General features: G+C 61.9%; 22 protein-coding genes. 6 read left to right on the forward strand and 16 right to left on the reverse strand.

Annotation, left to right across the window (positions count from 1 at the left end):
- The first annotated feature begins 167 nt into the window (after window positions 1-167).
- The 3 genes from F8N66_RS00360 to F8N66_RS00370 are packed head-to-tail and all read left to right on the forward strand — an operon-like array spanning window position 168 to window position 3625.
- Window positions 168-1271: a polyamine ABC transporter substrate-binding protein gene (locus F8N66_RS00360; protein WP_150768296.1), complete on the forward strand. Its 1104-nt coding sequence runs from the start codon at window positions 168-170 to the stop codon at window positions 1269-1271.
- Between the two features lie 30 nt (window positions 1272-1301).
- Window positions 1302-2720, forward strand: a complete 1419-nt coding sequence (locus tag F8N66_RS00365; RefSeq protein ID WP_150768297.1) for an aminotransferase — start codon at window positions 1302-1304, stop codon at window positions 2718-2720.
- On the forward strand, window positions 2717-3625 hold the full coding sequence (locus tag F8N66_RS00370; protein ID WP_150768298.1) for a helix-turn-helix domain-containing protein: 909 nt from the start codon (window positions 2717-2719) through the stop codon (window positions 3623-3625). Before F8N66_RS00365 ends, F8N66_RS00370 begins: the two co-directional genes overlap by 4 nt.
- A 98-nt stretch (window positions 3626-3723) precedes the next feature.
- On the opposite strand, the gene F8N66_RS00375 is transcribed toward F8N66_RS00370, so the two are convergent.
- The 15 genes from F8N66_RS00375 to paaF all read right to left on the reverse strand — a co-directional run bounded on the left by F8N66_RS00375 (window position 3724) and on the right by paaF (window position 19333).
- On the reverse strand, window positions 3724-4044 hold the full coding sequence (locus tag F8N66_RS00375) for a hypothetical protein (protein ID WP_150768299.1): 321 nt from the start codon (window positions 4042-4044) through the stop codon (window positions 3724-3726).
- A 752-nt stretch (window positions 4045-4796) separates the two neighbouring features.
- Window positions 4797-6851, reverse strand: coding sequence for a phenylacetic acid degradation bifunctional protein PaaZ (gene paaZ / locus F8N66_RS00380; RefSeq protein ID WP_150768300.1), 2055 nt, complete (start codon window positions 6849-6851; stop codon window positions 4797-4799).
- 60 nt (window positions 6852-6911) lie between these two features.
- Complete coding sequence (locus F8N66_RS00385) at window positions 6912-8558, reverse strand: cation acetate symporter (RefSeq protein ID WP_150768301.1); 1647 nt, start codon at window positions 8556-8558, stop codon at window positions 6912-6914.
- The gene (locus F8N66_RS00390) at window positions 8555-8863 is read right to left on the reverse strand and encodes a DUF485 domain-containing protein (protein WP_150768302.1); all 309 of its coding nucleotides are present in this window, start codon (window positions 8861-8863) and stop codon (window positions 8555-8557) included. The genes F8N66_RS00385 and F8N66_RS00390 overlap by 4 nt, the downstream gene beginning before the upstream one ends.
- A gap of 167 nt (window positions 8864-9030) precedes the next feature.
- Window positions 9031-10107 (reverse strand): 1,2-phenylacetyl-CoA epoxidase subunit PaaE, encoded by a 1077-nt coding sequence (gene paaE, locus F8N66_RS00395; RefSeq protein ID WP_150768303.1) that lies wholly within the window; start codon window positions 10105-10107, stop codon window positions 9031-9033.
- 31 nt (window positions 10108-10138) lie between these two features.
- Complete coding sequence (gene paaD, locus F8N66_RS00400; protein ID WP_150768304.1) at window positions 10139-10672, reverse strand: 1,2-phenylacetyl-CoA epoxidase subunit PaaD; 534 nt, start codon at window positions 10670-10672, stop codon at window positions 10139-10141.
- Window positions 10659-11420 carry a 1,2-phenylacetyl-CoA epoxidase subunit PaaC gene (gene paaC / locus F8N66_RS00405; RefSeq protein ID WP_150768305.1) on the reverse strand — a complete coding sequence of 254 codons (762 nt, stop codon included), beginning with the start codon at window positions 11418-11420 and terminating at the stop codon, window positions 10659-10661. Before paaC ends, paaD begins: the two co-directional genes overlap by 14 nt.
- Before the next feature lie 8 nt (window positions 11421-11428).
- Window positions 11429-11710, reverse strand: a complete 282-nt coding sequence (paaB, locus tag F8N66_RS00410) for a 1,2-phenylacetyl-CoA epoxidase subunit PaaB (protein WP_007943393.1) — start codon at window positions 11708-11710, stop codon at window positions 11429-11431.
- Window positions 11711-11848: 138 nt separating this feature from the next.
- Complete coding sequence (gene paaA, locus F8N66_RS00415; protein ID WP_150768306.1) at window positions 11849-12838, reverse strand: 1,2-phenylacetyl-CoA epoxidase subunit PaaA; 990 nt, start codon at window positions 12836-12838, stop codon at window positions 11849-11851.
- 298 nt (window positions 12839-13136) lie between these two features.
- Window positions 13137-14462 carry a phenylacetate--CoA ligase PaaK gene (gene paaK / locus F8N66_RS00425; RefSeq protein ID WP_150768307.1) on the reverse strand — a complete coding sequence of 442 codons (1326 nt, stop codon included), beginning with the start codon at window positions 14460-14462 and terminating at the stop codon, window positions 13137-13139.
- A 99-nt stretch (window positions 14463-14561) separates the two neighbouring features.
- Window positions 14562-15773, reverse strand: a complete 1212-nt coding sequence (gene pcaF / locus F8N66_RS00430; protein ID WP_150768308.1) for a 3-oxoadipyl-CoA thiolase — start codon at window positions 15771-15773, stop codon at window positions 14562-14564.
- Window positions 15766-16215: a hydroxyphenylacetyl-CoA thioesterase PaaI gene (gene paaI, locus F8N66_RS00435; protein WP_150768309.1), complete on the reverse strand. Its 450-nt coding sequence runs from the start codon at window positions 16213-16215 to the stop codon at window positions 15766-15768. Before paaI ends, pcaF begins: the two co-directional genes overlap by 8 nt.
- Entirely contained in the window at window positions 16208-17725 is a 1518-nt protein-coding gene (paaH, locus tag F8N66_RS00440; protein WP_150768310.1) for a 3-hydroxyacyl-CoA dehydrogenase PaaH, read from the reverse strand. Before paaH ends, paaI begins: the two co-directional genes overlap by 8 nt.
- A gap of 3 nt (window positions 17726-17728) precedes the next feature.
- Complete coding sequence (gene paaG, locus F8N66_RS00445; protein WP_150768311.1) at window positions 17729-18520, reverse strand: 2-(1,2-epoxy-1,2-dihydrophenyl)acetyl-CoA isomerase PaaG; 792 nt, start codon at window positions 18518-18520, stop codon at window positions 17729-17731.
- 39 nt (window positions 18521-18559) lie between these two features.
- Window positions 18560-19333, reverse strand: a complete 774-nt coding sequence (gene paaF, locus F8N66_RS00450) for a 2,3-dehydroadipyl-CoA hydratase PaaF (protein ID WP_150768312.1) — start codon at window positions 19331-19333, stop codon at window positions 18560-18562.
- Between the two features lie 352 nt (window positions 19334-19685).
- Between paaF and paaY the strand changes: the two genes are divergently transcribed.
- From paaY to feaR, 3 genes are all read left to right on the forward strand, one after another.
- Window positions 19686-20282 (forward strand): phenylacetic acid degradation protein PaaY, encoded by a 597-nt coding sequence (gene paaY / locus F8N66_RS00455; RefSeq protein WP_150768313.1) that lies wholly within the window; start codon window positions 19686-19688, stop codon window positions 20280-20282.
- A gap of 152 nt (window positions 20283-20434) precedes the next feature.
- Window positions 20435-21358 (forward strand): phenylacetic acid degradation operon negative regulatory protein PaaX, encoded by a 924-nt coding sequence (gene paaX / locus F8N66_RS00465; protein ID WP_150768314.1) that lies wholly within the window; start codon window positions 20435-20437, stop codon window positions 21356-21358.
- 85 nt (window positions 21359-21443) lie between these two features.
- Window positions 21444-22358: a transcriptional regulator FeaR gene (gene feaR, locus F8N66_RS00470; RefSeq protein ID WP_150768315.1), complete on the forward strand. Its 915-nt coding sequence runs from the start codon at window positions 21444-21446 to the stop codon at window positions 22356-22358.
- Between the two features lie 135 nt (window positions 22359-22493).
- On the opposite strand, the gene tynA is transcribed toward feaR, so the two are convergent.
- Window positions 22494-24782 (reverse strand): primary-amine oxidase, encoded by a 2289-nt coding sequence (gene tynA, locus F8N66_RS00475; RefSeq protein WP_150768316.1) that lies wholly within the window; start codon window positions 24780-24782, stop codon window positions 22494-22496.
- Window positions 24783-25171: the final 389 nt, after the last annotated feature.

Consider the following 25171-nt stretch of genomic DNA (forward strand, 5'->3'; position numbering starts at 1 on the left):
CCCGGCAAACCCTGCAGCTATGACAAAACGGGTCAACCGCCCTGATGCTTTTTGCCATGTGGTCGGCGGACACACCCATTCGGGGTATGGCTTCACCCCGCGAATCGCCCAATAGTAGGTTCATCCGCTCATCCAGAGCCGAACTCGCTCGATAAGGTGAATGTGCAATGCGCAAGACACTGAAGGTGATTTCCAGTCTGTTTGTTGTTTCGTTGGTCATCAATGCCCATGCCGCTGACGTGGACGGCAGCAAAACGCTGCGGCTCTACAACTGGGCGGATTACATCGGCGAGAAAACCCTGGCGAATTTCGAGAAAGAAACCGGCATCAAGGTCATCTATGACACTTTCGATGCCTATGAAACGGTGCAGGCCAAGCTGCTGACCGGTCACTCCGGTTATGACCTGGTCGTGTTGAACGCCTCCCTGGCGCCACCGTTGATCCAGGCCAAGGTGTTCCAGCCGCTGGATAAAAAGCTGTTGCCGAGCTGGAGCAACCTGGACCCGAAAATCTTGCAGGACATGCAGGGGTTTGACCCGGGCACCCACTACTCCGCGCCTTACACCTGGGGCAGCAACGGCGTGACCTACAACGTCGACAAGATCAAGGAGCGCATGCCGGATGCGCCCATCGGTTCGCTGGCGATGATTTTCGATCCGAAGATCGTCTCCAAATTTGCCGACTGCGGCGTGACCCTGCTCGATGCGCCCACCGAAGTCATTCCCATGGCGCTCAAGTACCTCGGCCGAGACCCGCGCAGTGCCGCGCCGGCGGACCTCAAAGCCGCCCAGGATTTGCTGATGTCGGTGCGGCCGTACATCCGCAAATTCGACTCGGTCAATTACCTGACCAGCCTGCCCAATGGTGATGTGTGCATGGCCATGACCTGGTCCGGCGACTATGCGACCGCCATGGCCCGCGCCGAAGAGGCCAAGAAGCAGATCAACCTGGCCTACTTCATTCCCAAGGAAGGTTCGCTGATCTGGTTCGACAACATGTACATCCCGGCTGATGCGCCCCACGTGGCCAACGCCCACAAGTTTCTCGATTACCTGATGCAGCCGCAGGTGATGGCCGATGTCAGCGATTACATCAACTACGCCAACAGCAACGCGGCGGCCACGCCGTTGCTCAATGCCAGCGTGCGCGATAACCCGGCGATTTATCCCGATGACGAGATTCGTCAACGGCTGTTCCCGCAAAAGACCCAGGACGCCAAGGAGATGCGCGCCATCACGCGGGTCTGGAGCACGGTGAAGAGCGGGATTTGATCGTTCAATTGTTCAGTTCGAGGTTTTTGTATGGCTACCCCAATTCAAAAAACGTTTTCGCCGGCTGAAGAAGCCGCACTGGTCAAGGCCGACAAGGCGCACCACATGCACGGCTACCACATGTTCGACGAGCATGCTGAACAGGGTTCGCTGAACATCGTCGCAGGCACAGGCGCCTACATCTACGACACCCAGGGCAATCGCTTTCTCGACGCGGTGGGCGGCATGTGGTGCACCAACATTGGTTTGGGCCGTGAGGAAATGGCCGAGGCCATCGCTGATCAGGTGCGGCAACTGGCCTATTCGAATCCGTTTTCCGACATGTCCAACAACGTGGCGATCCAGCTGTGCGAAAAACTCGCCAGCCTGGCCCCTGGCGACCTCGACCATGTGTTCCTGACCACCGGTGGCTCGACCGCCGTGGACACCGCCTACCGCCTGATCCAGTTCTATCAGAACTGCCGTGGCCTGCCGGAAAAGAAGCACGTCATCGCCCGTTTCAACGCCTATCACGGCTCCACCACGCTGACCATGTCGATTGGTAACAAGGCCGCCGACCGGGTGCCGGAGTTCGATTACGCCAACCCGCTGATCCATCACGTGTCCAACCCCAATCCCTATCGCGCCCCGGAGGGCATGGATGAGGCGCAGTTCCTCGAGTTCCTGGTCAAGGAATTCGAAGACAAGATCCTCTCGATTGGCGCGGACAAGGTCGCCGGGTTCTTCGCCGAACCGGTGATGGGCTCGGGCGGGGTGATCATTCCGCCCAAGGGTTACCTCAAGCGCATGTGGGAAGTCTGCCAGCGCTACGACATCCTGTTCGTCGCCGATGAGGTGGTGACGTCTTTCGGGCGGCTGGGCAAGTTCTTCGCCTCCAAAGACGTGTTCGACGTGCAGCCGGACATCATCACCACCGCCAAGGGCCTGACCTCGGCCTATCTGCCGCTGGGCGCGTGCATTTTTTCCGACCGCATCTGGAAGGTCATCGCCGAACCGGGCACGGGCCGTTGCTTCACCCACGGCTTCACCTACAGCGGCCATCCGGTGTGCTGCACGGCGGCGCTGAAGAACATTGAAATCATCGAGCGGGAGAACCTGCTGGCCCATGTCGACGACGTCGGCGGCTACCTGGAACAGCAATTGGCCACGCTGCGGGACCTGCCGCTGGTGGGTGACGTTCGCTGCCTGAAATTGATGGCCTGCGTGGAGTTCGTCGCCGACAAACGCACCAAGGCGCTGTTCGCCGACGAGATCAATATCGGCGAAAGAATCCACTCACGGGCCCAGGCCAAAGGCTTGCTGGTGCGGCCGATCATGCACCTGAACGTGATGTCGCCACCGCTGATCCTGACGTATGCACAGGTCGACGAAATCGTCGAGATCCTGCGCGAGTGCATCCTGGAAGTGGCGGCCGAGCTTCAGGCGAGCGGCCAGTACGCCGGCCAATGACTTCGTCCGCCAGGCTTTTACCAAGGCCCTGTTCACCCGCTAGACTGCGGGTCATGAGCAGACCAAACGACGAAACGCTGATCGCGATGCCCTTCGGGGCATTGCATAAATGGCATGGGGGCATGCGCGAGGCATTCGCCCATATCGACGAGCCCGACGCCCTGCAGTATCTGGCAGAAGCGTTGGGGCAACTGGTGTCCATCGAGTCGATGATGATCAGCCTGGAGCGCAAGGACCGCGTCCCCCAGCTGCTGTATCAGCGCGGGATTGCCCAGGAGTATCAGGTCTCGATTCTCGAACGTTATTTTGCCGGTGGTTATCTGCTCGACCCGTTCTGCCTGGCGGTGGAGCAGGGCTTGGCGCAAGGCTTCTACCACCTGGAAGAAATCGCCCCGGATAACTTCTTCGACAGCGACTATTACAAGGCTTATTACCTGAATGCCGGCTGTTCCGAAGACAGCTACTACATCGTCGATACCGGCAATGACACGAAGATTTCCGTCAGCCTCTATCAAGGTTTCGGCGGTGAATGCCTGCGGGTCGATCAGCTGAATTTGCTGCGCGCCGTTGAACCGCTGGTGCGCGAATTCGTCAGCGAATTCAGCCGGCGTGGCCTGCTGCGCAATAGCGAGATCCAGTGCAATCACGAGCAAGGCCTGCGCGATGACCTCAAGCACCGGGTGCAATCGGCATTCGAGCATTTCGGCAGTGATCTGCTCACCGAACGCGAGCGGGAAGTGGCGCACATGGTGCTTCGCGGCCACTCGGTCAAATCAACCGCCGGCCAGATGAACATCTCCCCGGAAACCGTGCGAATGCATCGCAAGAATTTGTATTTGAAGCTGGAAGTGGGCTCACAGTCGGAGTTGTTTGCGCTGTTTATCGAGTGGTTGCGCGGGCATTGAAAGTCAAAAGATCGCAGCCTTCGGCAGCTCCTACCTTGGAATGCGTATCCCTGTAGGAGCTGCCGAAGGCTGCGATCTTTTTAGATTCTGTGCTTTTGTTACGACGGTCGTGCCCGCAACCGTCGCCCGACCACATCCAGCACATCGCAGCCATCGCGCAACGGGATGGCGCAGAGCAGTGAGAAGTCGCTGAGGATGAAGGATTCGCATTCGATCGAACCGCGCATGGAGAGGTTTTCCAGTACCTGGGTGACGGCGCGGATGCGGTAGTTGGCGGCGTCTATCAGGATGTCGAGCGGGGCTTGGGTGTCGACGAAGAGGGTGGGCATGTCGGTGCAGTTGCCGGTCAATGCCATGAAGCGGTTGTCGGGGTGTGGGGTTGGTTTTTCGTAGGGTGGATCGGGTGTCAAAGTTTTCATTTAGATATTCCCAAAGAAGAAACGGAGCTGCCGTCAGCCTTCCTACGGGCTAGGGTGGCAGCTATGCACGGGGTAGGAATATCGAGACCTTTGGGAATACTCGACCACGCCGAAGCGTGCCCGTGCACAGCCGCCGCAGGTGATCTTACGGACGCCAGTAAACGGCCGCAAACCATGCTTCGACGCCAATTGCATCCCATCGGTCTTCAAGGGTTCCTACACCCTGCCGCTGAATGGTCAGCGACCGCTAAAGACTATCGATGGAACGCAGTTCAAACCAGTTCACGCAAATCGCCACATTTCTAAGGAAATCTCCGAAGACCTTGCCCAGAAATGTCCTGGGGCCTGTGGAACTTCTATCCGCAAAACGAGGGGGTTGAGTTGTGGGTCAGGCACAACGGGCATGTCCGAATCCTAGGAAAAACAGAAATGTCCTACGCCAATTGACACCCGGGTCACCTCAACCCCTGTAGGAGCGAGCATGCTCGCGATGGTCGTCAACGATGACGCTGGATGCCTTATACCCCGCGACGATCTCCGGTTCATCGCGAGCATGCTCGCTCCTACAGGGGAAAGGCAGTGAACACAAAATTGAAGTTCGACAGAGAACGAAATGTGGGAGCGGGCTTGCTCGCGAAGGCGATGTGTCAGTCAAGGAAGATGTCGACTGATACACCGCATTCGCGAGCAAGCCCGCTCCCACATTTGATTTGTGGTTGACCACAGGATCTGTGGTCAACCAGAAACGCGGATCAATCTTCGCGCTTCACTACCAGGGTCAAAATGTCATAACTGGCCACCAGCTCACCCAGCTGGTTGGTCACTTCCACATCCCACGCCACCACCCCTTGCGGAACGCCTTGCGGGCTCTTCTTGCCTTGGTCGATCTTGCGTTTGCAGGTCAGGCGCGCCTGGATGGTGTCGCCGATGCCCACCGGGTTGATGAAGCGCAGGGTGTCGAGGCCGTAGTTGGCCAGGACCGGGCCGACGCCAGGGGAGACGAACAGGCCGGCCGCCGCCGACAATACGAAGTAACCGTGGGCAATGCGCTTGCCGAATTGCGATTCCTTGGCCGCGATGTCGTCGAAGTGCATGTAGAAGTGGTCGCCCGACAGGCAGCCGAAGTTCACCAGGTCCGCCTCGGTGACGGTGCGACGGTGGGTCAGCAGCGACTCGCCGATCTGCAGGTCCTGGAAGTAGCGACGGAACGGATGCACGTCGGTTTCGATGACCTTGGCGCCGCGCACGTGTTCGCCGGTGACCGCCGCCAGCATGGTGGGCGAACCTTGCACCGCCGCGCGTTGCAGGTAGTGCTTGACCGCACGCAGGCCGCCCAGCTCTTCACCGCCACCGGCACGACCCGGACCGCCGTGTTTGAGTTGTGGCAGTGGCGAGCCGTGACCGGTGGATTCGCCGGCGCAGTGGCGATCCAGCACCAGCAGCCGGCCGTGCAAGGCCGCTGCAACCGGAATGGCTTTGGCGGCGATCTGTGGGTCCTTGGTCACCAGGCTGGCCACCAAACTACCTTTGCCGCGTGCGGCCAGGGCCAGTGCTTCGTCCAGATCGTCATACGCCATCAAGGTGCTGACCGGGCCGAACGCCTCGATGTCGTGGGCGCCACCTTCGGCGTGCGGGTCGCGGGCCTGCAACAGGGTCGGGGCGAAGAACGCGCCCTTATCGACGTTCTCGCCACGCGGCTCGAAACCGTCACGGGCGCCGAACAGCAGGTCGCTGCTCTGCAACAGCATTTCCAGGCGCTCGGCCACGTCTTTCTGCTGATCGTGGGACGCCAGCGCGCCCATGCGCACGCCTTCCACCGACGGGTCGCCGACCACGACTTTGGCCAGGCGATCACGCAGGCGGGTAGCGACGGCATCAATGTGCCTGGCCGGGACGATGGCGCGGCGGATGGCGGTGCATTTCTGCCCGGCCTTGGTGGTCATTTCCCGGGCCACTTCCTTGATGAACAGCTCGAACTCTTCGTCGTCCGGGGTCACGTCCGGGGCGAGGATCGCGCAGTTCAGCGAGTCGGCTTCGGCGGTGAAGGGCACCGAGTTGCGAATCAGGTTCGGGTTGACCCGCAGCTTGGCCGCGGTGTCGGCGGAACCGGTGAACGTCACCACGTCCTGGCCTTGCAGGCGATCGAGCAAATCACCGGTGCCACCGATGATCAGCTGCAGGCTGCCCGCTGGCAGCAGGCCGGATTCGTCCATCAGGCGCACCACGGCTTCGGTCAGGTAGCTGGTGGCGCTGGCCGGCTTGACGATGCACGGCATGCCGGCGAGGAAGCTCGGCGCGAACTTTTCCAGCATGCCCCAGATCGGGAAGTTGAACGCATTGATGTGCACCGCGACGCCGCCGCGTGGCACCAGGATGTGGGTGCCGGCGAAGGTGCCCATTTTGCTCAGTTGCAGCGCCGGGCCTTCGTGGACCACGTTGCCCGACGGCAGCTCGCGGGAGCCGAGGCTGGCGTAGGTGAACAGCGTGCTGTTGCCGCCTTCGATGTCGATCCAGCTGTCGGCACGGGTCGCGCCGCTGTGGTGGGAGATCGCATAGAGCTGTTCCTTGCGTTCGGCCAGGTACAGGGCCAGGGCTTTCAGGCGCTGGGCGCGTTGCTGGAAGTCCAGCGCCATCAGGCCGCTGACGCCTTGGCGGCGACCGTGTTCGATGGCTTCGGCGAAGTCCGGGCGCTCTTCGTGGGTGCGGAAGATTTCATGGCCGTCGATGGCGCTGCGCAGGGTTTGCGCGCCTTGTTGGCCGATCCAGCGGCCGGCGATGAAACTTTGCAGGGTAGGGGCGTGCGACATCAGGATTGCTCCGGGTTTGGTCAGTGTCTGGCGCGGGCTCAGCCGCGCCGGTCAAAAGGATCAGTGCTGGCTGGCGCCCGAGGCGCCGATGCCGGTCATGGAACGGATGAACTGCGCCAGGTAGCGGCCGCGCTCAAGGGCGGCGCGTGGCGAACGGTCAGTGACGGAAAACAGCCAGGCGCTGAAGAAGGCCAGGCTCATGGAAAACAGTGCCGGGTTGGAATACGGGAACAGCGCCTTGTCGTGATGCATGACGTTGACCCACACCGCCGGGCTCAACACCAGCAGGACAATCGCCGAGACCAGGCCCATCAGGCTGCCGATCACCGCGCCGCGAGTGGTCAGGCCTTTCCAGTACATGGAAAGGAACAGCACCGGGAAATTCACCGAAGCGGCGATGGCCAGCACCAGCCCGGACAGGAACGCGATGTTCTGCGATTCGAACAACAGGCCGAGGATGATCGCCAGCACGCCGATGCACAGGGTGGCGATCCGCGACACACGCATCTCTTGCTGTTCGCTGGCCTGACCCTTGCGCATCACGCAGGCATACAGATCGTGGGACACCGCCGAGGCGCCGGACAAGGCCAGCCCGGCGACCACCGCCAGGATGGTGGCGAAGGCCACTGCTGAAATGAAGCCGAGAAACAGGTTGCCGCCCACGGCCTGGGCCAGGTGCACGGCGACCATGTTGCCGCCGCCGATGATCGCGCCAGTGGCGTCGCGGTACGACGGATCGGTGCCGACCATCACGATCGCGCCGAAGCCGACAATGATCAGCAGCAGGTAGAAATAGCCGATGAAACCGGTGGCGTAGAACACGCTTTTACGCGCTTCCTTGGCATCGCTGACGGTGAAGAAGCGCATCAGGATGTGCGGCAGGCCAGCGGTGCCGAACATCATGCCCAGCCCCAGGGAAATCGCGTCGATCGGGTTGGACAGCAAGCCGCCCGGCGCCATGATTGCGTTGCCCTTGGCGTGCACGGCGGTGGCGCCGGCAAACATCGCTTCGGTGCTGAAACCGAAATGCTTGAGCACCATGAACGCCATGAAACTGGTGCCGAACAGCAGCATCACCGCCTTGATGATCTGCACCCAGGTGGTGGCGAGCATGCCGCCGAAGGTTACGTAGAAGACCATCAGCACGCCGACCAGCATCACCGCGTAGAGGTAGTCGATGCCGAACAGCAACTCGATCAGCTTGCCGGCGCCGACCATCTGCGCCACCAGGTACATCAGGGCCACGGTCAGGGTGCCGAAGGCCGAGGTCAGGCGCACTGGCGTTTGCTCAAGACGATAAGAAACCACGTCGGCGAAGGTGTACTTGCCGAGGTTGCGCAGGCGTTCGGCGATCAGGAACAGGATGATCGGCCAGCCGGCCAATACGCCCAAGGCGTACAGCAAGCCGTCATAGCCGTTAAGAAACATCATCGCGGAGATGCCCAGGAAAGACGCCGCCGAAATCATGTCGCCGGCAATCGCCAGGCCATTCTGGAAGCCGGTCATGCCGCCGCCGGCGGTGTAGAAATCACTGGCCGAACGGGTGCGCAAGGCAGCCCAGCGGGTGACGCCGAGGGTGAACAGCACAAACACCAGGAACATGCCGATGGCGTTCCAGTTCAATGGACGAGCGGCGCCTTCGGCAGCCACCGCCATATCAGTGACCACTGCCAGCGGCAGCAGGAACAACGCGAGAAGACGGCTCATCGGGCGCACTCCTGCTTGAGTTTTTCGTTCAGCGGGTCGATCACGTTGTTGGCGCGATAGACATAGAAACCGGTCAGGGCGAAGGCCAGCACCACGATCACCACACCCACCAACATGCCCACGGTGGTCACGCCGCCGCTCAGGGACTGGCCGAGGGTGTTTGGTGCAAACGCCACCAGCAGGACAAAGCCGAAATAAATCACCAGCATGATCAGCGACAGCGACCAGTACAGCGCTTGCTTGCGGCGTACCAGCTGGATGAAGTCGGGGTGCTGGCGGATGAGATCTATGTCTTGGGGTGTCATGGAGCGCTCTCCTTGTTGTTTTTGTTGTGGGGTGAAGCAGATTTCAGGCATTCCTCAATCCCCTGTGGGAGCGGGCTTGCTCGCGAATGCGGTGTGTCAGGCAACATCAATGCTGAATCTGATGGCCCCTTCGCGAGCAAGCCCGCTCCCACAGGGATTGCGGTGTTTCAGAGCTGGTCGAAATCCAGCACCACCTTGTCGCTGATCGGGAAGGCCTGGCACGACAGCACATAGCCGGCGGCCACTTCGTAGTCTTCCAGGGCGTGGTTGCTGTCCATTTCCACTTCGCCTTCGATGACCTTGCACTTGCAGGTCGAGCACACGCCGGCCTTGCACGAGTAGGGCAGTTCGGCGCCCTGGGCGTTGCCGGCGTCGAGGATGCTCTGGCTGTTGCGCGGCAGGTCGAAGGCCAGTGCGCGGCCGTCGCTGATCACGGTGATCTGGCTGACCGCCGAATCCACCTGGCGAGCGGCCTCGCGGGCTTCGCGTTTCTGCTGGCTGCCGGCGGCGGCGAACAGTTCGAAGTGAATACGCGCAGAATCCATGCCCTTGGCTTTCAGGCTGTCGCGCACGGTCTCGGTCATTTCCTGCGGGCCGCAGATGAACGCAGCGTCGAGGGCTTTCACGTCGAGCCAGCGGCTGAACAGCTGCTCGCATTTCTCGGCGTTGATCCGGCCGTTGTACAGGTCCACATCCTGCTGCTCGCGGCTGAACACGAAGATCAGGTTCAGGCGTTGTAGGTAGCGGTTCTTCAGGTCTTCCAGCTGTTCGCGGAACAGCGCGCCGGAGCTGGAGCGGTTGCCGTACAGCAGGGTGACGCGGCTGTGGGGCTCGGTTTCCAGGGTGGTCTTGATGATCGACAGGATCGGCGTGATGCCGCTGCCGGCCGCGACGGCCAGGTAGTTGCCGTGGCGAGCCGGATCGAGTTCGACGCTGAAGTGCCCGGCGGGCGGCATGACTTCCAGGCTGTGCCCGGCCTTCAGCTGCTCATTGGCGAACGCGGAGAAACGACCACCGGCCACGCGCTTGACCGCGACGCGCAGTTCACCGTCGTTGACCCCGGTGCAGATCGAGTAGGAACGGCGTACTTCTTCGCCGTCCATTTGGGTGCGCACCACCAGGTGCTGGCCCTGGGTGAAGTGGAAGCTGTCTTGCAGCTCCTGGGGAATCTCGAAGGCGATGGACACCGCGTCACGGGTCTCGGTGCGCACGTCCTTGATGGTCAGGCTGTGAAACTTGCTCATTATTGTTCTCCAGCTGGACGGCCGACGCCGCTCAGATGCACTTGAAATAGTCGAACGGTTCCCGGCAATCGACGCAGCGATACAGCGCCTTGCACGCGGTGGAACCGAACTCGCTGAGCACCTCGGTGTGGACGCTGCCGCATTGCGGGCAGGCGATCACCGGGCTCTCACCGAGCAGGCTGCGTTTGCTGGTGCTGCCATCGGGTGGCGCGATGCCGTAGGCGCGCAGGCGTTCGCGGCCGCTGTCGGTGATCCAGTCGGTGGTCCAGGCCGGGGTCAGGCGGCGCTCCAGGTTGGGTGCCTGGAAACCGGCCTGCTCCAGCGCGTCGCGGATATCGCCCTCGATCACTTCGGTGGCGGGGCAGCCGGAGTAGGTCGGCGTGACCACCACGTGCAAGTGACCGGCCTGCCAATCCAGATCGCGGACGATCCCCAGGTCCACCACGCTGACCACCGGCACTTCCGGGTCCATGACTTCGGCCAGGATCGCCCAGGCGGCCGCCAGGTCGGTCGGTTGTGCCGGCCGGGCGCCCTGGTCGCTGGCGATCAGATCACCAGGTTGCATCGGGGTACGCTCGTGGCAGGAATTGCATCTCGGCCAGCAGAATGCCCAGGTGCTCGGTGTGCAGGCCCTTGCGCGCATTCAGGTAGAAATAGCTCGGCGAGGCCGGAACGGGCAGGGTGGCGCTGGCGAAGATTGCTTCAACCTTGGCTTGCCATGCAGCGGCGACAGTGGCGATGTCCGGGGTGATGCCGGCTTCGCACAGGCGCTGTTCGCTGTCATCGGCGGCGATCAGTTCGACGGTGAAGCGCCAGACCTCGGGGATCGCCGCCAGCATGCGCTTGTGGCTTTCTTCAGTGCCGTCGCCCAGACGCTCGACCCACTCGCCGGAGCGGCGCAGGTGATAGGTGACTTCCTTCACGGCCTTGGCGGCGATCCCGGCGATGCGCTCATCGCTGGATTGGCTCAGGCCCTTGAGTACTTCCAGGTGCCAGGCGTCGTACAGGAACTGCTTGAGGATGGTCACCGCGTAGTCGCCGTTGGGTTGTTCCACCAGCAGCAGGTTGCGATAGGCGCGTTCGTCGCGGCGGAACGCCAGGTCATCGGCGTCGCGGCCGTCGTCCAGCAGTTCGGCGGCGTAGTCCAGCCAGTTGCGGGCCTGGCCGACGAGGTCGAGGCCGACGTTCATCAGCGCCAGCTCTTCTTCCAGCGCCGGAGCCTTGCCGCACCACTGGCACAGGCGCTGGCCCTGGATCAGGGCGCTGTCGCCCAGGCGCAGCAGGTATTCGATCAGATCGGTCTTGTTATTCATGGTCGACCTCACATGTGCCCGACTTCGGCCGGCAGCTCGTAGAAGCTGGCATGGCGATAAACCTTGTCGTCCGATGGGTCGAACAGCGGGTCTTTTTCATCCGGCGACGAGGCGGTGATCAGTGCCGAAGGCACCACCCACAGGCTCACGCCTTCGCTGCGGCGGGTGTACAGCTCGCGTGCGTTCTCGATGGCCATGGTGGTGTCGGCGGCATGCACGCTGCCGACGTGCTTGTGGTTGAGGCCGTGCTTGCTGCGCACGAAAACTTCGAAGAGGGTCCACTCGGACATGACATTCACTCCACATCAGTTGCTCTGTAGGAGCTGTCGAGTGCAACGAGGCTGCGATCTTTAGATTTTAAAAAGCAAGATCAAAAGATCGCAGCCTCGTTGCACTCGTCAGCTCCTACACAGGGTTTGTTGGCCGAATCAGGCGGCGTTCTTGTTTTGTTTTTTGCGGGCGTGGGCGACGGCGGCTTCGCGGACCCAGGCACCGTCTTCAATCGCCTTGCGGCGGGTGGCGACGCGTTCCTGGTTGCACGGGCCGTTGCCCTTGAGCACTTCGTAGAATTCGTCCCACTGGATCTGGCCGAAGTCGTAATGGCCGGTCTCGGCGTTCCACTTCAGGTCGGGATCGGGGCAGGTGCAGCCCAGCAGTTCCAGCTGCGGGATGGTCTGGTCGATGAAGCGCTGGCGCAGCTCGTCGTTGCTCTGGCGCTTGATCTTCCAGGCCATGGATTGCGCGCTGTTGGGCGAGTGTTCGTCGCTCGGGCCGAACATCATCAACGACGGCCACCACAGGCGGTTGATCGCGTCCTGGACCATGTCTTTTTGCGCCTGAGTGCCGTGGCGCATCATGGTCAGGAGGATTTCGTAGCCCTGGCGCTGGTGGAAACTCTCTTCCTTGCAGATGCGGATCATCGCCCGCGAGTACGGACCGTACGAGGTGCGCTGCAAGACCACCTGGTTAACGATCGCCGCGCCATCCACCAGCCAGCCCACCGCGCCCATGTCGGCCCAGTTCAGTGTCGGGTAATTGAAGATGCTCGAATACTTGGCCTTGCCGCTGTGCAACTTGTCGATTTCCGCATCACGGTCGGCGCCCAGGGTTTCCATGGCGCTGTACAGGTACAGGCCGTGACCGGCTTCGTCCTGGATCTTGGCCATCAATTGCAGTTTGCGTTTGAGCGAAGGGGCGCGGGTGACCCAGTTGCCTTCGGGCAGCATGCCGACGATTTCGGAGTGGGCGTGCTGGGAAATCTGCCGGATCAGGGTCTGGCGGTAGGCATCTGGCATCCAGTTCTTGGCTTCGATCTTGATTTCTGAATCGATTTTTTCCTGGAAAGCGCGCTCCTGTTCGGACATCTCCGACAGGTCTTTTATGCGCTTTACGCCTGTTTCTACTAGCTGTGCGTACATTGGGGTCTCCGGCCTTGAAGCTATTCGAGGGCATGGAGAACTTTATAAGCGATACAGAAATTAATATCAAACGGAAAATGACGTGTCGTATTTGTTTTTTGTATCGCTTTGGGAGCCGTTGGTCGTTTTGGGGTTCGCACTTTCCCTGTGGGAGCGGGCTTGCTCGCGAAGGCGGCGTGTCATTCAGCGCAAATGTCGACTGGCACGGCCCCTTCGCGAGCAAGCCCGCTCCCACAGGCGTCGCGTCAGAAATCCAAAAAAAAACCCCGCATCAGCGGGGTTCAAAGGGGTGCAGCAGTCATGCTTTCGGGCGTTTGTCCATCACGTGGCAGGCCTTGCCCTCGGATCGCTTGATCGAGTGGAAAGGCTGCAGGACGATCCGCGAACTGATCCCGATGTAGGTCTTGATGTGCTTGCTCAGCTCGCCACAGACAGCCTTCTGCTGTTCGTCGGTCATGTGCTGGTGTTCGGCCTTGAGCTCCACGTGCACATCCACGCTGTCCAGGTTGCCATTGCGATACAGATGGATCTCGTAGCACTCGGCAAGCTGTTTGACTTTCAGTACCTGCTCCTCGATCTGCGTCGGGAACACGTTGACGCCGCGGATGATCAGCATGTCGTCGCTGCGCCCGGTGATCTTGTCGATACGTCGCATTGGCCGCGCGGTGCCCGGCAGCAGGCGCGTCAGGTCGCGGGTGCGGTAGCGGATCATCGGCAGGGCTTCTTTGCTCAGCGACGTGAACACCAGTTCGCCCATCTGCCCGTCCGGCAGCACTTCGCCGGTGACCGGGTCGATGATTTCCGGGTAGAAGTGGTCTTCCCAGAGGGTCGGGCCGTCCTTGGTCTCGGCGCATTCCATGGCGACGCCCGGGCCCATGATTTCCGAGAGGCCGTAGATGTCCAGGGCAGTGATGCCCATGCGCGCCTCGATGGCACTGCGCAGTTCGGCGGTCCATGGCTCGGCGCCGAAGATGCCCAGGCGCAGGGCCAGTTTGTGCGGGTCGATGCCCTGGCGCTCGATTTCATCGGCGATGTTGAGCATGTAGGACGGCGTGACCATGATGATGTCCGGCTGGAAATCCTTGATCAGTTGCACCTGCTTTTCCGTCTGGCCGCCGGACATCGGGATCACGGTGCAGCCCAGGCGCTCGGCGCCGTAGTGCGCGCCGAGGCCGCCGGTGAACAGGCCGTAGCCGTAGGAAATGTGCACCTTGTCGCCACGCCGGCCGCCAGCAGCGCGAATCGAGCGCGCTACCACGTTGGCCCAGGTGTCGATGTCGTTCTGGGTGTAGCCGACCACGGTCGGTTTGCCGGTGGTGCCGCTGGACGCGTGCAGGCGCACAATCTCGTTCATCGGCACGGCGAACATGCCGTACGGGTAGTTGTCGCGCAGGTCGGACTTGGTGGTGAAGGGGAACTTCGCCAGGTCATCCAGGGATTTGATGTCGTCCGGGTGCACGCCCAGCGCATCGAAGCGCTGACGGTACAGCGGCACGTTGTTGTAGGCGTGGTTCAGGCTCCAGCGCAGGCGTTCGAGCTGGTGCTGACGGAGTTCGTCGACGCTGGCGGTTTCCAGCGGGTCCAGCACAGGATCAAGCACGGATTGGGAAATAGGCATGTTCATGGTTTCACTCGAATTGTTTTTGTGTTCCAGCCCCTTCATGGAGGGGCTTTGAGTGCATGACCCAAGGATACCTCTCGGCTCCCCGGGAATCGCGATTCTTTAGTGGGATAGACGCTCGATGATCAGCGCGATCCCCTGGCCAACGCCGATGCACATGGTGCACAGGGCGTAGCGGCCATTGCGTTCTTCCAGCTCGTGCAGGGCGGTGGTCACCAGCCGCGCACCGCTCATGCCCAGCGGGTGGCCCAGGGCGATGGCGCCGCCGTTGGGGTTGACCCGTGGATCGGTGTCGCTCAAGCCCAGTTCGCGCAGCACGGCCAGGCCTTGGGCGGCGAAGGCTTCGTTGAGTTCGATCACGTCCATGTCCGCCAGGCTCAGGTTGGCCAGCTCCAGCACCTTGCGGGTCGCCGGCACCGGGCCGATGCCCATGATCCGTGGTTCGACCCCGGCAGTGGCCATCGCCACCACGCGGCCACGGGCGGTCAGGCCGTGACGCTTGGCGACTTCGGGGCTGGCCAGCAACAGCGCGCAGGCGCCGTCGTTGACGCCCGAGGCGTTGCCGGCAGTGATGCTGCCGCCTTCGCGGAACGGCGTACCGAGTTTGGCCAGTTGCTCAAGGGTGGTATCGCCACGCGGGTGTTCATCCTGCTCGACCACTTTGGCCGGGCCTTTGCGCTGGGGGATTTCCACCGCGACGATTTCCTTGGCCAGGCGTCCGTTGGCCTGGGCAGCGGCGGCGCGTTGCTGGCTGCGCAGGGCGAAGGCGTCTTGATCAGCCCGGGAGATGTTGAACTGTTCGGCGACGTTCTCGGCGGTTTCCGGCATGGAGTCGATGCCGAAGGCCTTTTTCATCAGTGGATTGACGAAGCGCCAGCCGATGGTGGTGTCGAAAATCTCGGCCTGGCGGGAAAACGCCTGCTCGGCCTTGCCCATCACCAGTGGCGCGCGGGACATCGATTCGACGCCGCCGACCAGCATCAGCCCGGCCTCGCCGCTGCGAATCGCCCGGGCCGCGGTGCCGACCGCATCCAGCCCGGACCCGCACAGGCGGTTGAGGGTGGTGCCGGGTACGCTGACTGGCAACCCGGCCAGCAGCGCCGACATGCGCGCGACGTTGCGGTTGTCTTCGCCGGCCTGATTGGCGCAGCCGTAGATCACGTCATCGACCTGGCTCCAGTCCACGTTCGGGTGGCGGCGCAGCAATTCACGCAGCGGCACCGCGCCGAGGTCGTCGGCGCGCACGCTGCTCAGGACGCCGGCGTAGCGGCCGATAGGGGTGCGTACCGCGTCGATAATCAGGGCGTCATTCATTCGGGGTCTCCTGCGTCAGCACCGGGCCGCGCACTTTGTAGGATTTGCCGTGGAACAGGGCGATCAACTGGCCCTGCTGGTTTTCAATGCGTACGTCGTAGTTGCCGGTGCGGCCGGAGCGGCTTTGCTCGATGCAATCGGCATTGAGCGTATCGCCCAGGCGGGCCGGGGCGATGTAGTCGATGCTGCAACCGATGGCCACGGTGGCTTCGTTGTAGCTGTTGCAGGCAAAGGCGAACGCCGAGTCGGCGAGGGCGAACAGGTAACCGCCGTGGCAGGTGCCGTGGCCTTGCAGCATGTCGGCGCGCACGGTCATGCCGACGCGGGCGGTGCCGGGGCCGGCGGACAGCAGGCGCATGCCCATGGCCTGGCTGGCGGTGTCGCGCTGGAACAGGGCCTGGGCGCAGTCGCTGGCCAGGTTCATCGCTTCGTGATTAGTCATGCAGGGTTCTCCCTTCGGCCACGCAGCGGCGCAACAGCAGCGATGGCCGGTAGCGTTCTTCGCCGTACGCGGCTTGCAGGTTGTCCAGTGTGGCGAGGATGTGCGGCAGGCCGACGGCATCGGCCCAGGCCAGCGGGCCCTGGGGATAGTTGACCCCGGCGCGCATCGCCAGATCGATGTCGGCGGCCGAGGCCACGCCTTGCAGCAGGGCGTCGGCGGCTTCGTTGGCGAGCATCGCCACGGTGCGCAGTACCGCGAGCGCCGGGCTGTCGCTGAGCAGGCTGACCTTGAGCCCGGCCCGTTGCAGCAACGCAACGCCTTGTGCGAGCGCGAGCGGATCGATGCCGGCCGCGTGGCTGATGGCGATGCGCTGGGCCTTGGCGTAATCGTGGGTCAGATCCAGCAGGATCAGGTTGCGCAATCCGTCTTCCTTGGCGCGCTGGCAGGCCATGCGTCCGTCGCTCAAGGCCAGTACCGCATCACCGACCCGCAGCAAACCACGGCCGTCACGCTGGATGACGTTGGCGCCCTGTTCGCGCAGGCGCGACAGCAAACCTTGGGCGATACCCAAATCGCCTTCGGCGACGCAGCTTTCTACGCTGGCGTTGCTGGTGATTTCGCTCGCTGGCGGACGTTCCGCGCCCTGGGCGTAGGAATAGAAACCCTGACCGCTTTTACGCCCGTAACGTCCACCATCCACCAGTTCCTTCTGAATCAGCGACGGCTGGAAGCGGGTGTCCTGGTAATAGGCGTCGAACACCGAACAGGTCACGGCATAGTTGACGTCGTGGCCGATCAAGTCGGTCAGTTCGAAGGCGCCCATGGCAAAACCACCGGCCTCGCGCATCAGCGCATCCAGGGTCGGGCAATCGGCGGCGCCTTCCTGCAACAGGCGCAGGCTCTCGGCGTAGAACGGCCGGGCCACGCGGTTGACGATAAAGCCCGGCGTCGAACGGGTGTGCACCGGTTTCTTGCCCCAGGCCTTGGCGGTGTCATACAGGCAGTCGGCCAAGGCCGGATCGCTGGCCAGGCCGGAGACGATTTCTACCAGCGCCATGACCGGCGCCGGGTTGAAGAAGTGCAGGCCGAGCAGGCGTTCTGGATGCTTAAGCTGCGCGGCGATGCTGGTGATCGACAGCGACGAGGTGTTGCTGGCCAGGATGCACTGCGCGCCGCAAATGCCTTCCAGCTGACGGAACAGGGTGCGTTTGACCTCAAGGTTCTCGACGATGGCTTCGATGATCAGCTCGCAATCGGCCAGGGCCTCGATAGCCTCCACGGCTTGCAGGCGAGCGATGGTTGCGCTGCGCGATTCGGCGGACAGCTTGCCGTTCTCGACGCGCTTGCCCAGTTGCCGGTCGATGCCTTCGATGGCCTGGGCGGCAGCGCCGGGGCGATTGTCCAGCAGCAACACCGGATGCCCGGCCTGCGCCGCGACCTGGGCAATGCCGGCACCCATGGCGCCGGCGCCGATCACCGCGATGCGTGCGGTTGTGTTCAATGCAGTCATGACTCAGCGTCCCTTGAAGCTTGGGGTGCGTTTTTCCATGAAGGCGCTGACGCCTTCGCGGTAATCCTCGCTGCGCCCGGCCAGGCGTTGCAGGTCGCGTTCCAGTTCCAGCTGTTCGTCGAAGCTGTTGCTCAGGCTCGCGTTCAGGCTGCGTTTGATCAGCGCCAGGCCGTAGGTCGGCTGGGTGGCCAGGTGTTGCGCGAGCTTCAGTGCTTCATCGCGCAGTTCGGCGTCTTCCACGCAGCGATAGATCAGGCCCCATTGCTCGGCCTGTTCGGCGCTCAGGCGATTGCCCAGCAAGGCCAACGCCTTGGCGCGGGCCATGCCGACCAGGCGCGGCAGGGTCCAGGTGCCACCGGAATCGGGAATCAGGCCGATCTTGCAGAAGGCCTGGATGAAACTGGCCGAGCGCGCCGCCAGCACCAGGTCGCAGGCCAGCGGAATGTTTGCGCCGGCACCCGCGGCCACGCCATTGACCGCGCAAATCACCGGCATCGGCAGATCGCGCAATTGGCGGATCAGCGGGTTGTAGAACTTCTCGATGGACTCGCCCAGGTCCGGCACGGCGCTGCCCGGCGAGACGTTGCGGTCGCTCAGGTCTTGCCCGGCGCAGAAACCACGGCCTTCGCCGGTCAGCAGCAGCACGCGCACGTCGGGGTTCTGCCGGACCTGTTTCAGTGCTTCCTTCACTTCGCCGTGCATCTGGGTGTTGAAGCTGTTGAGCTGGTCCGGGCGATTAAGGCTCAGCAGGGCGACGCCGGCCTCGATGGAAAACAGGATGTGTTCGAAGTTCATGGTCTTGGCGCTCTCTGGGAGGTCGTACGAATTCGTGGATTACTGGCCGGTAAAGGTCGGCGTGCGCTTTTCCTGGAACGCCGCGATGCCTTCATTGCGGTCGCGGGTGCCGGCCAGCACGGTAAAGGCGTGGCGCTCGAAACGCAGGCCGCTGGCCAGGTCGGTGTCCATGGCCTTGAGCAGCGCTTCCTTGGCCAGGCGCACCGCCAATGGGGCCTTGGCGGCGATGGCGCGGGCCACTTGCAGGGCGCGCTCGACGGTGAATTCCGGTTGCGTGACTTCGCTGACCAGGCCGGCGCGTTGCGCCTGGCGGGCGTCGATCGGCTCGCCGGTCAGCACCATCTGCATGGCCATGGACTTGCCGACAGCGCGCAGCAGGCGTTGGGTGCCACCGGCGCCGGGCATGATCCCGAGGTTGATTTCCGGCTGGCCGAAACGCGCGTCTTCGCCGGCAATGATGATGTCGGCGTGCATCGCCAGTTCGCAGCCACCGCCGAGGGCGAAGCCGTTGACGGCGGCGATCAGCGGTTTGCTGAAGCGGGTGATGGCTTGCCACGAAGCCTGGCGCGGGTCGTCGAGGATGCCGACCAGGTCGCGCTCGGCCATTTCCTTGATGTCGGCACCGGCGGCGAACGCCTTGCGGCTGCCAGTGATGACCACGGCGCGGGTGTCGGGATCGGCTTGAGCGACGCTGAGTTCATCCGCCAGTTCGCCCAGCAACTGGGTGTTCAGGGCGTTCAGCGCTTGCGGGCGCTGCAGGGTAATCAGGCGCACGCCAGTCTCGATCGTTTCGACGGTCAGGGTTTGAGGCACGGCGGTTGCCCTCAGGGTGTACGCACGGCGGTGATGCCGGCTTGTTATTGGATCGGCCACGGGGCGGCCGGTTTTGCCGGAGTATACCTACAACGTGATACGTAAAATCAACACAAAAAACGATTTAATGTGTCCTATTGTCGGATTCAGGATTTTTGAAGGTGGGCTGCGAGAGATGGCTGTTTGCGCTGTGAGTGTTGATTTTACTGATGTCTATGGCGGTTCAAGGGCCGGAATAACAGCCCGTTGGAAGGCCTCTATCAAGTGATACGCTTTTTAGTCTTTGTGCTGGTAAAAGCGATGTGATACAAAATGCGTCCATATCGGCATCGCTTTGTGAAGGAACCTGCCAATGACTTGCTACAGCCTCGACGGCCTGACCCCGGTGGTCGACCCCAGTGCTTATGTCCATCCGTCAGCGGTACTGATTGGTGACGTGATCGTCGGCCCGCATTGCTATGTCGGACCCTTGGCGAGCCTGCGCGGTGACTTTGGGCGGATCGTGCTGGAGGAGGGCGCCAACCTGCAGGACACCTGCGTGATGCACGGCTTTCCCGACAGCGACACCGTGGTCGAGCGCAACGGCCACATCGGCCATGGCGCGGTGCTGCACGGTTGCCGGATCGGCGCTGATGCGTTGGTGGGGATGAATGCGGTGGTGATGGACAACGCCCGCATCGGCCCGCGCTCCTTCGTGTCGGCGGCGGCGTTCGTCAAGGCCGGCTTCGAATGTGCCGAGCAGTCGCTGGTCATGGGCGCCCCGGCGATTGTCAAACGCACACTCAGCGATCAGGAAGTGGCGTGGAAGCAGGCGGGCACCCGTGAGTATCAGGAACTGGCCAAGCGCTGCCTGGAACAGATGCAGGTGTGTGAGCCATTGACCGAGCCCGAAGCGGATCGGCCGCGTATGAGTGACCGTGGGTTGCGGCCCAAGGGTAATTCCCTGTGAACACGGTTCAATGTGGGAGCGGGCTCGCTCGCGAAGGCGGTGTGTCATTGAACATTGATGTCGACTGACACAACGCCTTCGCGAGCAAGCCCGCTCCCACAGGGATTGTGGCTTTCGGTATATTCCTTTTCTTTTTTCAGCCCGGTACGCCCATGTCGTCCCTGACACCCCTGAACCACCTGATCACCCGTTTCCAGGAACAGACGCCGATCCGCGCCAGCTCCCTGATCATCACCCTGTACGGTGATGCCATCGAGCCCCATGGCGGGACGGTGTGGCTCGGCAGCCTGATTCAATTGCTCGAACCGATCGGCATCAACGAACGGCTGATTCGCACCTCGATTTTTCGTTTGACCAAGGAAGGCTGGCTGACCGCCGAAAAAGTCGGCCGGCGCAGTTACTACAGCCTGACCGGCACCGGCCGGCGGCGTTTCGACAAGGCGTTCAAGCGGGTCTACAGCACCAGCATGCCGGCGTGGGATGGTTCCTGGTGCCTGGTGATGCTCTCGCAATTGACCCAGGACAAACGCAAACAGGTGCGCGAAGAACTGGAGTGGCAAGGTTTTGGTGCGATTTCGCCGATGGTGCTGGCTTGCCCGCGCAGTGATCGCAACGATGTCAACGCCACCCTGCTCGACCTCGGGGCCCAGGAAGACACCATCGTTTTCGAAACCACCGCCCAGGACGTGCTGGCCTCCAAGGCCTTGCGCCTTCAGGTGCGCGAGAGCTGGAACATCGAGGAACTGGCGACCCATTACAGCGAGTTCATCCAGTTGTTCCGACCGCTCTGGCAAGCGCTTCGCGAGCAGGAAAACCTGCAACCGGCGGACTGCTTCCTGGCACGGATCCTGCTGATTCACGAGTACCGCAAACTGCTGTTGCGCGACCCGCAATTGCCGGACGAATTGTTGCCCGGCGATTGGGAAGGTCGAGCCGCCCGCCAGTTGTGCCGCAACATCTACCGTTTGATTTACGCCAAGGCCGAGGAATGGCTGAACAGTGCACTGGAAACCGCCGACGGCCCGTTGCCGGACGTGGGCGAGAGTTTTTATCGACGTTTTGGCGGGTTGAAATAACCCGTCGTCGTTCAGGGAGCGTTGCTGTTCAGGAGAGTTTTTGGATTGACGTAGACAATAAAAATAAGCCTGCGTGAGGCCTGCCATGATTTCTACAAACGCACAGCGCCAGGATGGGTTCGATCAGTGGATCCATCAGATCAACCAGATCTGTGGCGCCTTCAACGCTCAACCCCTGGGCGCCGGATTCGCCGGGCAAATCCGCGAATACCGCAGCGAAGCCCTCAAGCTCAGCTTCGTCGATGCCTGCCAGGCGCGGCTGTACCGCACGCCGCAGGAAGTCGCGGCGGGCGAGGGCGGCAAGTATTTCGCGGTGTTCCAGCTCGATGGCACGGCGGGCATGGCCCAGGGTGACGACAAGGTGTTGTTGTCCGCCGGTGACATCACGCTGATCGATGCCTCGCGGCCCAGTGACTTCACCTACAGCGACAACTCCCGGCAGTTGTCGCTGATTCTGCCTTATCAGCTGGTGGAACAGACCCTGCGCTTCAATCAGGTCAAATGCGGCCATCGCATCCCGGCGACATCCCCCATGGCCATGCTCTCGCATCGCTTGATCCTTGAGGCCACGCGCCAGCCGGACCTGAGCCGCCAGGAAAGCGAGGCGACGCTGGAAGCGATTGTCAGCCTGCTGCGCCCGGCGATCAGCCAGAGCGACGAGTGCACCGATCTGCACGAGCGCACCTTCCGCAAGACCCTGAGTGTTATCGACCAGCACATCCGCTCCGAAGAACTGTGCCCGGAATGGCTGGCGCGGGAAGTCGGCATGTCGACCCGTGGCCTGTACCGGATGTTCGCCAAGAAAGGCCTGGTGGTGGCGCGCTACATCAAGAACCGTCGCCTGGACCTGTGCGCCGAATCCCTGCGCCAGTCGGGCAAGGAGCAGAAGTTGTCGGTGCTGGGGTATTCGTGGGGGTTTTCCGATTCGAGCTACTTTTCCACGGCGTTCAAGACCCGCTTCGGCATTGCGCCGGGGGAGTACCGCAAGCAGCATGCTTGAGATCGTTCTGAAGATTCAATAATCCTGTGGGAGCGGGCTTGCTCGCGAAGGCGTCGTGTCAGTCGACATAAATGTTGAATGACAGGACGCCTTCGCGAGCAAGCCCGCTCCCACAGGTTTTTGTGTATTGCCGGGTTACTTCGGTGAGTTGAGGTTCAGCGTCGGCGTTTCATCGAAGAAATTCCACGGCTTCAACAGCACATGCACCCACTCGGTCGGCATGATCGGCCACTCTTCGGCACGGGCGATGTGGGTGGTGCCGGTGGTCAGCCAGACCACATCGTCGGTGTTTTCGATGGCGTGGTTATCCTGGGTGAACTGGCCCAGGCCCGAGTCCTTGTCCGAGCGGTTCGGGTACTTGCCTTCCGGGTATTTCTCTTCCGGGTTGTACTGCGTGACCCACAGTTGCTTGTCCATGAAGCTCAGGCGGTGGTACAGCCATTCGTCCTTGCCGAAGTTGGCGCCCTTGGCCACCGGGTGCGTGCCGCCGGCATAGGGAATCAACTGATAGGAAACCGGGTTGCCGACTTTGTTTTCCTTGCTGAAGTTGGTCAGCAGGCGCACGGTCGACGGGTCGAATTTCTGCGCGGCCTGCTGTTCGGTGCTGACCACGCGGGTTTCCGTTTGCATGGTGCTGGTGCGCGGGCCGCCACGGTCGTTGGGCAGCACCACCGGGTTCACCTCCACCAGGGAGTTGCTTTCGCCGTCCACGTCCATGTCCAGGCGGAAGTTGTAGATGTGCTGGTGCGTGGTGCCGACGATGTTGTGGTCGAGCAGGGTGCCGTAGCGCGTGTCTTCCTTGGCGGTTTCTTCGTGCATGGTCTTGGACTTCACGCCTTTGACCGCTTCGATACCGGTGGCGCCGGCGTCGATGCCGATGGTGCCGTTCTGCTGGAAGACCCAGTCGAAGATGTAATCGTAGTTGCCCACGGTGCTGATCCAGCGCACCACCAGTTCACGCCGTTCGGTGCTGAGGTTGGGCTGACCCATTTCCTGGTGCTTGTACTCGGGGCCGGCGTAGCGTTCGAACACCGCCATGGCGCGGGGAATCGCGGTCGGCGCGCCCGTGTAGTCGGCGATGGTGGCGTCCAGCAGCACGGCGTTTTCCGGGGCGTCTTTGCCACGGGCAATCGGCGAGGTCAGGGTGCCCATGCCGTAGTCGCCGGAATCCAGGTAAGCCTTGAAGTACCAGCCGACATCCGGATCGCCGTAAGGCACGATCATGCCGCCCAGCGAGCCTTCGTACATGATTTTGCGTTTCTTGCCCTTGTCGTCGTAGGTGACGGTGGACAGGATCGGGCCGACCCGCGAATCGAGGCGGACGTGGAAGTCCCAGTTCTGCCAGTGAATGCTACTGCCGGTGATGGTGTAGTTCTTGCCTTCGGGCTCGGTGATTTCCAGCGGCTTGACCGATACGCCCTTGCGGCCGCGCCCGTCATAGGGCGTCGGTTTCATCGGCACCGGAACCAGCGCTTCGTCTTCGATCTTGATCAGCTTCTTCTGCTCCAGATCGACAATCGCCACCAGGCCTTCGATCGGGTGCGCCCAATAGTTGCCGTCATCGACATTGAGGTAGCTGACGATTTTCAGCAGGCGCTTGTCCTGCGCCAGGCCGTCCTTGCCGTCGAAGTAACCGACGGTCAGCGGCGTGGCCACGACCTTTTTCACATCGTTGATGCCGCGCTTGGCCAGGGCCTGGGCGTATTCCGGGCTGGTCTCGACGGCGGTTTGCACGGTGGCGAAGTCGTCCAGCAGCACCATGCCGTGGGCGCCTTCGATCGGCTTCCAGGACTTGAGTTGCTTGCTGTCCAGATCCACCAGCGCTTCGATCACATGCTTGCCGTCCAGCACCACGATCGAGGCCTCGCGAGGCTGGGCGACGTTTTGCCCGGTGAACACGAAATTCCACACCTGGTCCTTCGGCGGTGCCTTGATCGTCACTTCGGTGAATCGGAAGCCGGGCTGGTAGTGCTCGGATTTCTTGACGATGTCCACCGCCGTGGTGATTTCCTGCGCGCTCAACGGGTTGAGCGGGTTAGGGCGGGTTTCCACGACGAAGGTCGTGTCCAGGCCGGACTGGAACACCTGGTTGATGAAGTCCTTGGACATGAAGGCCGTCTTGTCCTTGAACACCACCGGCACCGTCAACTCGATACGCTTGCCGTTGAGCATGGCCACTTTACTGTTGGGCTTGACCTTGAGGTAGACCCCGTCCTTGGCAATGGTGAACAGGTTGGCGTAGTCGTCCCATTTGACCGTGGCGCCAAACTCTTCGAGGCCGGCTTGCAGCGGCACCATTTCGGCGTGACCGCCGTGGGCCTGGGCAGTGTCCGCCCAGTAAGGCAGGCCGAGCGTGCCCAAGGTAATGGCCAGCGCGAGCCGGGCCAGCGGTTGTCTGTGTCGCGACGCAAGGGAGGTGAACATTTCTGGGTTCCTTCGGGAAAGCCGGTGTCAGGCATGCCAGCACTTTGCTACAGCCGGTGGATGGCTGCTTTGGGATTCCTGCCAGAATCCTTTGGATCTGTGCCGGAATCAACATTTCCGCTGAACGGATCACCTGGGGCGGCTAACTGGTTTGAAAAGTAAATAGTGCATTGGTCTTGCATTTTTCAATAAGTCACAGGGTGGTTCGCCGGTTTCAACATCAAATTATTGATACTTCAGTTCATTTTTTTTGCATTGAAAAAGAGCGGTAATCGGTGATTGCAGTGGCGGTGTTTCCATCATTTTTTTTGCGCTATAGGTTCATCAATATTCATTACTTCTGATTAAAAGGCCGGGGATATGCTTCCGGGCACCGCTTCAGGAGCCCA

Origin of the sequence: Pseudomonas fluorescens, from assembly GCF_902498195.1 — a bacterium.
In the GTDB taxonomy this organism is placed as follows: Bacteria; Pseudomonadota; Gammaproteobacteria; order Pseudomonadales; family Pseudomonadaceae; genus Aquipseudomonas; species Aquipseudomonas fluorescens_BU.

Coding starts and splice junctions, on each gene's coding strand:
- F8N66_RS00360 (WP_150768296.1), top strand. CDS start 168: ATGCGCAAGACACTGAAGGTGATTTCCAGTCTGTTTGTTGTTTCGTTG.
- F8N66_RS00365 (WP_150768297.1), top strand. CDS start 1,302: ATGGCTACCCCAATTCAAAAAACGTTTTCGCCGGCTGAAGAAGCCGCA.
- F8N66_RS00370 (WP_150768298.1), top strand. CDS start 2,717: ATGACTTCGTCCGCCAGGCTTTTACCAAGGCCCTGTTCACCCGCTAGA.
- F8N66_RS00375 (WP_150768299.1), bottom strand. CDS start 4,044: ATGAAAACTTTGACACCCGATCCACCCTACGAAAAACCAACCCCACAC.
- paaZ (WP_150768300.1), bottom strand. CDS start 6,851: ATGTCGCACGCCCCTACCCTGCAAAGTTTCATCGCCGGCCGCTGGATC.
- F8N66_RS00385 (WP_150768301.1), bottom strand. CDS start 8,558: ATGAGCCGTCTTCTCGCGTTGTTCCTGCTGCCGCTGGCAGTGGTCACT.
- F8N66_RS00390 (WP_150768302.1), bottom strand. CDS start 8,863: ATGACACCCCAAGACATAGATCTCATCCGCCAGCACCCCGACTTCATC.
- paaE (WP_150768303.1), bottom strand. CDS start 10,107: ATGAGCAAGTTTCACAGCCTGACCATCAAGGACGTGCGCACCGAGACC.
- paaD (WP_150768304.1), bottom strand. CDS start 10,672: ATGCAACCTGGTGATCTGATCGCCAGCGACCAGGGCGCCCGGCCGGCA.
- paaC (WP_150768305.1), bottom strand. CDS start 11,420: ATGAATAACAAGACCGATCTGATCGAATACCTGCTGCGCCTGGGCGAC.
- paaB (WP_007943393.1), bottom strand. CDS start 11,710: ATGTCCGAGTGGACCCTCTTCGAAGTTTTCGTGCGCAGCAAGCACGGC.
- paaA (WP_150768306.1), bottom strand. CDS start 12,838: ATGTACGCACAGCTAGTAGAAACAGGCGTAAAGCGCATAAAAGACCTG.
- paaK (WP_150768307.1), bottom strand. CDS start 14,462: ATGAACATGCCTATTTCCCAATCCGTGCTTGATCCTGTGCTGGACCCG.
- pcaF (WP_150768308.1), bottom strand. CDS start 15,773: ATGAATGACGCCCTGATTATCGACGCGGTACGCACCCCTATCGGCCGC.
- paaI (WP_150768309.1), bottom strand. CDS start 16,215: ATGACTAATCACGAAGCGATGAACCTGGCCAGCGACTGCGCCCAGGCC.
- paaH (WP_150768310.1), bottom strand. CDS start 17,725: ATGACTGCATTGAACACAACCGCACGCATCGCGGTGATCGGCGCCGGC.
- paaG (WP_150768311.1), bottom strand. CDS start 18,520: ATGAACTTCGAACACATCCTGTTTTCCATCGAGGCCGGCGTCGCCCTG.
- paaY (WP_150768313.1), top strand. CDS start 19,686: ATGACTTGCTACAGCCTCGACGGCCTGACCCCGGTGGTCGACCCCAGT.
- paaX (WP_150768314.1), top strand. CDS start 20,435: ATGTCGTCCCTGACACCCCTGAACCACCTGATCACCCGTTTCCAGGAA.
- feaR (WP_150768315.1), top strand. CDS start 21,444: ATGATTTCTACAAACGCACAGCGCCAGGATGGGTTCGATCAGTGGATC.
- tynA (WP_150768316.1), bottom strand. CDS start 24,782: ATGTTCACCTCCCTTGCGTCGCGACACAGACAACCGCTGGCCCGGCTC.